Source organism: Streptomyces sp. NRRL WC-3549, from assembly GCF_000721935.1.
Taxonomy (GTDB): domain Bacteria; phylum Actinomycetota; class Actinomycetes; order Streptomycetales; family Streptomycetaceae; genus Streptomyces.
The window spans coordinates 17,336-27,241 of the sequence record NZ_KL585426.1 but is presented as its reverse complement, the minus strand read 5'-3'; the positions used below and the strand labels follow the sequence as shown (position 1 = coordinate 27,241).

Genomic DNA, 9,906 nt, shown 5'->3' with positions numbered 1-9,906 from the left:
AGAGATGTGTATAAGAGACAGGCGGTCGACGAACTCGGCTACATCCCGAACCACGCGGCCCGGACGCTGGTCACCCGCCGCAACGGGGCGGTGGCCGTGATCATCGACGAACCCGAGTTCCGGATCTTCTCCGACCCGTTCTTCTCCCGCCAGATCCGCGGGATCAGCCGCGAGCTCAACGCGCACGACGCGCAGTTGGTGCTGCTCCTGGTGGAGGGCAGGGGCGACTTCGACCGGGTCACCCGTTACCTGGCCGGCGGGCACGTGGACGGCGTCCTCGCCTTCTCCCTGCACACCGACGACGAACTGCCGGCGATCATCCGCAGGTTCAGGGTGCCGACGGTCTACGGCGGACGCCCGGAGCGCCCGGTTCGGGGGGACGGCGCCCTGGCCCCGGTGCCGTACGTCGACTGCGACAACCGGGGCGGCGCCCGTGAGGCCGTACGCCATCTCGTCTCGCTCGGCCGCCGGCGGATCGCGCACATCGCGGGCCCGCGCGACCAGACGTCGGCGCTCGACCGGATCGACGGCTACCGCGACGTGCTGCCGGACGCCGATCCCGCGCTGACCGTGGACGGCGACTTCACCGCCGACGGCGGGGCCCGGGCCATGGAGCGGCTGCTGGAGACCTGTCCGGACCTGGACGCGGTCTTCGTGGCCAACGACCTGATGGCGTCGGGGGCCCTGCGGGTGCTGCGCGGGCGGGGGCTGCGGGTGCCGGAGGAGGTGGCGCTGGTCGGCTTCGACGACATGGCCTCGGTCGCGGAGACCACCGACCCCCCGTTGACGACGGTCCGTCAGGACGTGGAGGGTATGGGCCGGCTCATGGTGCGGCTGCTGATGGAGCGGCTGGACAGCGACACCGGCGAGTGGCCCGACTCCGTGGTCACCCCGACCGAACTGATCCGGCGCGTCTCTGCCTGACCCTCCCGGCTCCGGGCCCCGCACGCCACTCCGCCCGCGCCCGGCGGGCGAGCGGCAGATAGCGCAGCCGTTCGGGCAGGACGGGCACGACGTGCCGCACGACCGCGCAGAACCTCCGCAGCCGCCGCTCCTCCGCGTCGCTCCAGGCGAGCCCGATGGCCGCGCGGGCCTCCGGCGGCATCAGCCCGACGGTGACGAACCGGCGGAAGCGGGCGAGCGGCGGGAGCAGCACCGGCCACAGCGCCCTGAGCAGGAGCCGCACGGCCGCCGGCCCCCGGTCCGGGGGCGGTACGGGCCGGTCGGTGGCGACCAGGTCCTCGACGACGGCCGTCCGCTCGATCTCGTCGGCGAGCATGCCGTGGTAGTACGGCCAGAACTCCTCGATCGTCGGGGGCATGTCCCGGTCGTGGATCCCGAGGACCCGGCCGACCTGGAGCCACTCCCGGTACAGGGCCCGTTCCTGGGCCTCGGTGAGCGGGCGGACGAGATGGCGCGCCGCGTGCCGGTAGACGGGGAAGCCGGTGGCGTGGACCCAGGCGTAGTTCGCGGGTGTGAGCGCGTGGTAGCGGCGGCCCCGGGTGTCGGTGCCCTGGATGGTGCGGTGCATCGCCCGGAGCCGGCGCCCCTCCTCGGCGGCGGCCTCTCCGCCGTACACCCACAGCTGGAGGGAGCGCAGGGAGCGTTCGCCGCGCCCCCAGGGGTCGGTGCGGAAGACCGAGTGCTCGTCCACGCCGGCGCCGACGGCGGGGTGCGCCACCTGGAGGGTGAGCGCGGCGGGCAGCATCAGCAGCGCTCTGACGTCGCCGGCCAGACTCCACAGGACGCCGCCGGGCGGGGGCGGGACGGGCCCGGTCTCCGCGGTGTCCGCGCTGGTCATCCAGAGCTCCCCAAGGTCGACTGCTGCCCGGGGCGGGTCCCGGGCGGAACACCTTTCAGTATGCGGCGCCGAGGGCGCGGGAGGCGGGCCGGTTGCCGTGGTCGTACACCGTCACCGTCAGACCGCGGCTCACCAGCCGCTCGGCTATGAGCGGTTCCACGCGGGACCAGGTGCCACCCGCCAGTCCGCAGCCGATCCGCGGCATGTGGACCGAGGCCCCCAGCTCGGTGGCCTTCTCCGCCACTCGCCGCAGGCCCTCGTCCAGCGCCTCGTACCGCACCGGTACGCCTCCGCCGCCGGTGCGTATGCCGTGCTGGCCCACCAGGTTCGCCACCCGGACGTACGGCTCCACCTGGACGAACTGCACGGCTCCCAGGCCGAAGTCGTTGACCGCCCGCTCGCGGTGCCAGCGGCGGTAGGCGGCCTCGGGGCCGGGCCACCGGCGGGAGAGGGCGAGCACGAAGCCCTTGCCCCAGCCGCCCAGGTCGTTGCAGCAGTGCACGACGATCTTGACGCCCTTGCCCGACGGCGCGGTGGCGTCCCCCCGCAGATACGTGATCCCCGACATGCCCTCACCGTACGTACCACCACTGACAATCCCGCGGGGCCGGGCACTTTCACCACAGTGGTGAGACAGCAATACTGTTGCACCTGATCGACCCGCAGGCCCGCACGGGCCGCCCCGCGACAAGGAGCAGTCATGGCCACCGGGAACGAGGAGCCGACGCTCACCGTCGACGAACTCGCGGCACGCGCGGGTGTCACCGTACGCACCGTCCGTTTCTACAGCACCCGGGGGCTGCTGCCGCCCCCGGTGATCGGCCCGCGCCGGGTCGGGCACTACGGGCCGGCACATCTGTCACGGCTCGCGCTGATCGAGGAGTTGCAGCACCAGGGGATGACGCTCGCGGCCATCGAGCGGTACCTGGAGCAGTTGCCGCCGGACCTGAGCGCCCACGATCTGGCCATCCACCGGGCCCTGGTGGCCTCCTGGGCTCCGGACGCGGCCGAGGAGATGGGGCGGGCGGAGCTGGAGCGGCGCGCGGGACGGGCGCTCACGGAGCCGGACGTGGACCGGCTGGCGGCGATGGGCGTGCTGGAACGTTCCGCCGACGCCGGCGGCTACCGGGTCGACGTGGGGCTGCTGCGGCTCGGGGCGGAGCTGCTGGACGTTCCGATCGCGCACGAGACGATCCTGGCCGCGCGCACGGTGCTGCTGGAGCACACACGCTCGGCCGCACAGGAGCTGACCCGGCTGTTCCGGGACGAGGTGTGGAACCCGTACCGGGAGCGGGAGGCGGACCCGGAGCACCTGAAGACCATGAAGTCGCTGTCGGCCCATATGCAGCCGATGGTGCTCCAGGCCCTGCTGACGGCGTTCCAGCGGTCGCTGAAGGAGGAGCTGCGGGCCGCGTTCACCGCGGAGTGAACCGGGGTGGACGCGGCCCGCCGACGCACCGGGCGTGGGTCAGTCGTGGAAGGTCTCGCCCTTCTCCGCCTTCTCCACCAGCAGCGGCGACGGCAGGAAGCGGTCGCCGTAGCGCTCGGCGAGCTGCCGGGCGCGGGCCACGAAGCCGGGCAGGCCGCCCTCGTACCCGTTGATGTACTGGAGCACGCCGCCGGTCCACGGCGGGAAGCCGATACCCATGATCGAGCCGATGTTGGCGTCGGCGACGGTCGTCAGGACGTTCTCCTTCAGGCAGCGCACGCTGTCCAGCGCCTCGGAGAAGAGCATGCGCTCCTGCATGTCCCGGAACGGGATCTCGGTGCCGGGTTTCGTGAAGTGCTCGCGCAGCCCCGGCCACAGGAGGCCGCGGCCGCCGTCCTCGCCGTACTCGTAGAAGCCCGCTCCCCCACTGCGGCCCGTGCGCCCGAACTCGTCGACCATCCGGTCGATGACCGCGTCGGCGGGGTGCGCGGGCCAGGTGCCGCCCGCCTCCTCGACGGCGCGCCGGGTCTCGTCGCGGATCCTGCGCGGGAGGGTGAGCGTCAGCTCGTCCATCAGCGAGAGGACCTTGGCCGGGTAGCCGGCCTGGGCCGCGGCCTGCTCCACGGAGGCGGGCTCGACGCCCTCGCCGACCATGGCCACGCCCTCGTTGATGAAGTGGCCGATGACACGGGAGGTGAAGAAGCCCCGGGAGTCGTTGACCACGATCGGGGTCTTCTTGATCCGGCGTACCAGGTCGAAGGCGCGGGCCAGGGCCTCGTCGCCGGTCTTCCGGCCCTTGATGATCTCCACCAGCGGCATCTTGTCGACGGGTGAGAAGAAGTGCAGCCCGATGAAGTCGGCGGGCCGCTCCACGCCCTCGGCGAGCACCGTGATGGGCAGCGTGGAGGTGTTGGAGCAGAGCAGCGCGTCGGGCTCGACGACGTCCTGGATCTCCTGGAACACCTTGTGCTTGAGCGCGGTGTCCTCGAAGACCGCCTCGATCACCGCGTCGCAGCCGGCCAGGTCGGCCGCGTCGCCGGTCGGGGTGATGCGGGCGAGCAGTGCGTCGCGCTTCGCCTCGGTCGTACGGCCCCGGGCCAGTGCCTTGGCGAGCAGCTTCTCGCTGTAGCCCTTGCCCTTGGCGGCGGCCTCGGCGGAGACGTCCTTGAGGACGACGTCGAGTCCGGCACGGGCACAGGAGTAGGCGATGCCCGCGCCCATCATCCCGGCGCCGAGGACGGCGACCTTGCGGACCGGGCGTTCCTCGACGCCCCCCGGGCGGCTGGCCCCGGAGTTGACGGCCTGGAGGTCGAAGAAGAAGGCCTGGATCATGTTCTTCGCGACCTGGCCGGTGACCAGCTCGGTGAAGTAGCGGGCCTCGATGGTCAGCGCGGTCTCGAAGTCGACCTGCGCCCCCTCGACCGCCGCGGCCATGATGTTGCGGGGCGCCGGCATGGGCGCGCCCGCGAGCTGCTTCTTCAGGTTGGCGGGGAAGGCGGGCAGGTTCGCCGCGAACTTCGGGTGGGAGGGGGTGCCGCCGGGGATGCGGTAGCCCTTGACGTCCCAGGGCTGCTGCGATTCGGGGTGGGCGTCGATGAAGGCGCGCGCCTTGGCAAGCATCTCCTCGGGCGTGGCGGCGACCTCGTGCACCAGGCCGTTCTCCAGGGCCCGGGCGGGGGTGTACTGGGTGCCCTGGAGCAGGACCTTGAGCAGCGCGTCGGTGATGCCCATGAGCCGTACGGTGCGGGTGACGCCGCCGCCCGCGGGCAGCAGGCCGAGGGTGACCTCGGGCAGGCCGATCCGGGAGCCCGGGGCGTCCAGGGCGACGCGGTGGTGGGCGGCGAGGGCGATCTCGTAACCGCCGCCGAGCGCGGCTCCGTTGATCGCCGCGACGACCGGCCTGCCGAGGGTCTCGATGCGGCGCAGCGAGCTCTTGATGGCGGTACCGGTGTCGAAGGCCGCCTGGGCGTCCTCGGGGCCGACCTTGATCATGTCCTTGAGGTCACCGCCCGCGAAGAACGTCTTCTTGGCGGAGGTGTAGATGATGCCGCGGATGGAGTCCTTCTCGGCCTCGGCCCGGTCGGCGACGGCGGCGATCGAGTCCTTGAACGCCTGGTTCATCGTGTTGGCCGACTGGCCGGGGTCGTCCAGGACGAGGGTGACGATGCCGGTCTCGTCCTGTTCCCAGCGGATGGTCGTGCTCTCGGTCATGGGTGTTCTACTCCGTAAGAGAGGGGCCGGGGACGGTCAGAGACGCTCGATGACGGTGGCGACGCCCATGCCGCCGCCGACGCAGAGGGTGGCGAGGCCGTACCGCTTGTCCTGGCGCTCCAGTTCGTCGACGAGGGTGCCGAGGATCATCGCGCCGGTCGCGCCGAGGGGGTGGCCGAGCGCGATGGCGCCGCCGTTGACGTTGACCTTGTCGAGGGAGAGCCCCATGTCCCGGGCGAAGCGCAGGACCACCCCGGCGAAGGCCTCGTTGATCTCGACGAGGTCGATGTCGTCGATGGTGAGCCCGGCCTTGGCGAGCGCCTTGCGGGTGGCGGGCGCGGGGCCGGTCAGCATGATGGTGGGCTCCGAGCCGGAGACGGCGGCGGAGACGATCCGGGCGCGCGGGGTGAGTCCGTGGCGCTCGCCGGCCTCCTTGGAACCGATCGCGACGAGGGCCGCGCCGTCCACGATGCCGGAGGAGTTGCCCGCGTGGTGGACGTGGTCGATCTTCTCGACCCAGTGGTACTTCTGCAGGGCGACGGCGTCGAACCCGCCCATCTCGCCGATCGTCGCGAACGAGGGCTTGAGGGAGGCCAGCGAGTCGGCGGTGGTGCCGGGCCGCATGTGCTCGTCGCGGTCGAGGACGAGCAGGCCGTTGCGGTCCCGGACGGGCACGACCGAACGGGCGAACCGCTCCTCCTTCCAGGCCACGGCGGCGCGTTCCTGGGACAGCGCGGCGTACTCGTCGACGTCGCGGCGGCTGAAGCCCTCGATGGTGGCGATGAGGTCGGCACCGATGCCCTGGGGGGCGAACCCGGTCTCGAAGCTGGTCATCGGGTCCATGGCCCAGGCGCCGCCGTCGGAACCCATGGGGACGCGGGACATCGACTCGACGCCGCCGGCCAGGACGAGGTCCTCCCAGCCCGAGCGGACCTTGGCGGCGGCCAGGTTGACGGCCTCCAGGCCGGAGGCACAGAAGCGGTTCTCCTGGACGCCGGCGACGGAGTCCGGGAGCCCGGCGGCGATGGCGGCGATCCGGGCGATGTCGGAGCCCTGGTCGCCGAGCGGGCTGACGACGCCGAGGACGATGTCGTCGATCGCGGCCGGGTCCAGGTCCGGGAAGCGGGCCCGGATCTCGTGGATGAGGCCGACGACGAGGTCGATGGGCTTGGTGCCGTGCAGGGAGCCGTTGGCCTTGCCGCGGCCGCGCGGGGTGCGGATCGCGTCGTAGACGTACGCTTCGGTGCTCAAGTCAGCAGCCTTTCGGGGTGGTTGCGCGGGGAGGGGCCGTCAGCGGCCGGCGGGGTTCAGGCGAGCAGTGACCGGCCGATGATCTCCTTCATGATCTCGGTCGTTCCGCCGTAGATGGTCTGGATCCGGCCGTCGGTGAAGGCTCGTGTATAAGAGACAGGAGCTGGAGGCAGCGGTCGGCGACGCGCTTCTGGAGTTCGGTCGCCCACCACTTGGCCATCGAGGCGTGCACGGCGTCGAGCGTCCCGTCCGAGTGGTCGGCGATGCACCGGTCGAGGAAGGTCCGGGTGACGGCGCACTCCGTGGCCATCTCGGCGATCTCGAACCGGACGTGCTGGAGCTTGGCCAGCGGGCGCCCGAAGGCCTCGCGCTCCTTGACGTACCGGGTGGTGATCTCCAGGAGGTGCTCGGCGGCGGCGATCCCGGCGACCGCTATGCCCATCCGTTCCTGGGCCAGGTTGGTCATGAGGTGGAGGAAGGCCCCGTCGCGTTCGCCGAGGAGGTTCTCCTTGGGGACGCGCACGTCGTCGAAGAACAGTTCGGCGGTGTCCTGGGACTTCTGGCCGATCTTGTCGAGGTTGCGGCCGCGCTCGAAGCCCTCGGCGCCGCGTTCGACGACGATCAGGGAGAGCCCCTTCGCACCGCCCTCCGGGGAGGTCTTGGCGACGACGATCACCAGGTCGGCGAGGATGCCGTTGGAGATGAAGGTCTTCGATCCGTTGAGCAGCCAGTGGTCGCCCTTGTCCTCGGCGGTGGTGCGGACGGCCTGGAGGTCGGATCCGGCCCCGGGCTCGGTCATGGCGATGGCGGTGATGGTCTCACCGCTGCAGAAACCGGGCAGCCAGCGGCGCTTCTGCTCCTCGGTGGCGAGCGAGGTCAGATAGGGGCCGACGATGTCGTTGTGCAGGCCGAGGGCGAGGCCGGACACACCGGCCCGGGTGAACTCCTCGGCCAGGACCGCGCTGTAACGGAAGTCGGCGTCGCCACCGCCCCCGTACTCCTGCGGTACGGCGAGGCCGAGCAGCCCCTGCCGTCCGGCCGCGAGCCACGCGTCGCGGGCGACGATGCCGTCCTTCTCCCACCTCTCGTAGTACGGGAGCACCTCCTTGTCCAGGAAGGTACGGACGGTCCGGCGGAACGCCTCGTGTTCTTCGGTGAAGATCTGCCGCTGCACTTCGGACTCCCTGGGGCGGGTCGTGGGGATGGAGGCGGGTGTGGTCGGGACGGGGCCCGGCGCTCGGCGGCCGGCCGGTCAGCCGGCCTCGCCCGTCCGGGCGGTAGCGAGGCCCGGCACGCCCCAGTCCACCGCGACCTCGTCGCCGTCCGCGCCGGGGAGGGCGGGTCCTCGGCGCACCGCGGAGGGTGTCGCGGAGAAGCGGGGCGCGGGGGCGGGCTGGGTGAGGCCGCCGTGCTCCACGAACGTGGCGCGGGCGGCGAGATGAGGGTGGCCGGGCGCCTCACCGAGCGAGAGGACGGGGGCCACGCAGGCGTCCGTCCCCTCGAAGACCTCGGTCCACGCGGCGCGGGTCCGGGTCCGGAACCGCTCGGCGACGGCGATGCGCAGCTCGGGCCAGCGGCCGAGGTCGTCGCGGGCCGCGGCGGCGTCCCCGAGGCCGAGCAGGGCGGCGAACTCGTCGTAGAAGCGTGCCTCGAGCGGCCCGACCGCCATGTACCCGCCGTCGGACGTCTCGTAGCAGCCGTAGAAGGGGCAGCCGCCGTCCAGGAGGTTGGAGCCGCGCCGGTCCTGCCAGCTGCCGGCCGCCAGCATGCCGTGGATCATCGTGGCGAGGTGGGCGGCGCCGTCGACGACGGCCGCGTCCACCACCTGCCCGGTGCCGCCGGGCGTACGGGCGTGCTGGAGGGCGGCGAGTACGCCGACGACCAGGTAGAGCGAGCCGCCCGCGTAGTCGCCGACCAGGTTGGCGGGGACCGTGGGGGGCCGGTCCGGTTCGCCGATCATGGAGAGGGTGCCGGTGAGAGCGATGTACGCGATGTCGTGCCCCGCCCGGTCGGCGAGCGGCCCGTCCTGCCCCCAGCCGGTCATCCGCCCGTAGACGAGCCGGGGGTTGCGCGCGAGGCAGGCGTCGGGGCCCACGCCGAGGCGTTCGGCGACGCCCGGGCGGTAGCCCTCGACCAGGATGTCGGCGCGTGCGACGAGGTCGAGCACGCGTGCGGCACCGTCCTCGGCCTTGAGGTCGACGAGGACCGAACGCTTGTTGCGGTTGGTGAGGTCGTACGCGGGGTCGATGCCCAGGCCCGCCCCTCCCGGGCGGTCGACGCGCACCACGTCGGCCCCGAGGTCGGCCAGCAGCATCGCGGCGAACGGGCCGGGGCCGATGCCCGCCAGTTCGACGACGCGCACACCGGCCAGCGGGCCGCCGCCCGGACCGCGCCCTGTCGTTGCCATCGATCCCCCATCGGTGTGACACCACTGATGTAACATCGATGATGTTAAGAAGGGAGCGCCTTCCGCACAACCCTTTCGGCCGAGCAGGCGCTTAGCGCCTCCCGATCCTCCCGCACGGGAGCCCGCCCGGCCGCGCGACGCCCCACACGACTCAGCTAGCCTCTGGCTGCCCACACCGGCGCCGACCCCAGCGGAGGCACGCATGAACAGGCAGCACGGGGCGGAACGCCCCTTGGACATCGTCCTCTTCGGCGCCACGGGCTTCGTGGGCTCACTCACGGCCGCCCGACTGGCCGCGTACGCGCCGGACGGCTGCCGCTGGGCCCTGGCCGGCCGCAGCCTGCCCGGGCTGGAGCGGCTGCGTGAGCGGCTGGCCGCGGACGATCCCCGCTGCGCGGACCTGCCGCTGCTCAGGGCGGACGCGGACGACGCGGAGTCGCTGCGCGAACTCGCCGAGTCGGCGCACGTGGTGGCGTCGACGGTGGGACCGTATCTCCACCACGGCGAGAAGCTGGTCGCGGCCTGCGCGGAGGCGGGGACCGACTACGCCGACCTCACGGGCGAGGAGGAGTTCGTCGACACGGTGTACCTGCGCCACGACACCCGGGCCCGGGAGACCGGCGCCCGGATCGTGCACGCCTGCGGCTTCGACTCCGTGCCCCACGACCTCGGCGCCTACTTCACCGTCCAGCAGCTCCCCGAGGGCGTTCCGCTGACCGTGGACGGCTTCGTCCGTGCCGGCGCGGCCTTCTCCGGCGGCACGTTCGCCTCGGCCCTCACCGCGCTGGGGCTGTCTCTTATACACAT

The 9,906-nt window shown here is 72.4% G+C and carries 8 protein-coding genes and 1 pseudogene; 3 read left to right on the top strand and 6 right to left on the bottom strand.

The features are described 5' to 3' along the window. On the top strand, nt 1–924 hold a 924-nt coding region (locus tag IH13_RS0128500; protein WP_031088874.1), incomplete at its 5' end, for a LacI family DNA-binding transcriptional regulator. Here IH13_RS0128500 and IH13_RS0128495 read toward each other — a convergent pair. Beyond that, nucleotides 887–1,801, bottom strand: a complete 915-nt coding sequence (locus IH13_RS0128495) for an oxygenase MpaB family protein (protein WP_031088872.1) — start codon at nt 1,799–1,801, stop codon at nt 887–889. The genes IH13_RS0128500 and IH13_RS0128495 overlap by 38 nt on opposite strands. A 55-nt stretch (nt 1,802–1,856) precedes the next feature. Continuing rightward, on the bottom strand, nt 1,857–2,369 hold the full coding sequence (locus IH13_RS0128490; RefSeq protein ID WP_031088870.1) for a macro domain-containing protein: 513 nt from the start codon (nt 2,367–2,369) through the stop codon (nt 1,857–1,859). Nucleotides 2,370–2,501: 132 nt separating this feature from the next. Here IH13_RS0128490 and IH13_RS0128485 point away from each other — a divergent pair, with 132 nt between their 5' ends. After that, the gene (locus IH13_RS0128485) at nt 2,502–3,230 is read left to right on the top strand and encodes a MerR family transcriptional regulator (RefSeq protein ID WP_031088869.1); all 729 of its coding nucleotides are present in this window, start codon (nt 2,502–2,504) and stop codon (nt 3,228–3,230) included. A gap of 39 nt (nt 3,231–3,269) precedes the next feature. Here IH13_RS0128485 and IH13_RS0128480 read toward each other — a convergent pair whose 3' ends face one another. The 4 genes and pseudogenes from IH13_RS0128480 to IH13_RS0128465 form a co-directional block, all read right to left on the bottom strand. Next, the gene (locus tag IH13_RS0128480) at nt 3,270–5,441 is read right to left on the bottom strand and encodes a 3-hydroxyacyl-CoA dehydrogenase NAD-binding domain-containing protein (RefSeq protein ID WP_031088867.1); all 2,172 of its coding nucleotides are present in this window, start codon (nt 5,439–5,441) and stop codon (nt 3,270–3,272) included. 36 nt (nt 5,442–5,477) lie between these two features. Beyond that, nucleotides 5,478–6,692 (bottom strand): acetyl-CoA C-acetyltransferase, encoded by a 1,215-nt coding sequence (locus IH13_RS0128475; protein ID WP_031088866.1) that lies wholly within the window; start codon nt 6,690–6,692, stop codon nt 5,478–5,480. Nucleotides 6,693–6,748: 56 nt separating this feature from the next. Then, nucleotides 6,749–7,866: pseudogene (locus tag IH13_RS38695) on the bottom strand (acyl-CoA dehydrogenase family protein). 78 nt (nt 7,867–7,944) lie between these two features. After that, nucleotides 7,945–9,099 carry a CaiB/BaiF CoA transferase family protein gene (locus tag IH13_RS0128465; protein WP_051835961.1) on the bottom strand — a complete coding sequence of 385 codons (1,155 nt, stop codon included), beginning with the start codon at nt 9,097–9,099 and terminating at the stop codon, nt 7,945–7,947. A gap of 202 nt (nt 9,100–9,301) precedes the next feature. Here IH13_RS0128465 and IH13_RS0128460 point away from each other — a divergent pair. After that, on the top strand, nt 9,302–9,906 hold a 605-nt coding region (locus tag IH13_RS0128460; RefSeq protein WP_199814870.1), incomplete at its 3' end, for a saccharopine dehydrogenase family protein.

Coding starts and splice junctions, on each gene's coding strand:
- IH13_RS0128480 (WP_031088867.1), bottom strand. CDS start 5,441: ATGACCGAGAGCACGACCATCCGCTGGGAACAGGACGAGACCGGCATC.
- IH13_RS0128485 (WP_031088869.1), top strand. CDS start 2,502: ATGGCCACCGGGAACGAGGAGCCGACGCTCACCGTCGACGAACTCGCG.
- IH13_RS0128495 (WP_031088872.1), bottom strand. CDS start 1,801: ATGACCAGCGCGGACACCGCGGAGACCGGGCCCGTCCCGCCCCCGCCC.
- IH13_RS0128465 (WP_051835961.1), bottom strand. CDS start 9,099: ATGGCAACGACAGGGCGCGGTCCGGGCGGCGGCCCGCTGGCCGGTGTG.
- IH13_RS0128490 (WP_031088870.1), bottom strand. CDS start 2,369: ATGTCGGGGATCACGTATCTGCGGGGGGACGCCACCGCGCCGTCGGGC.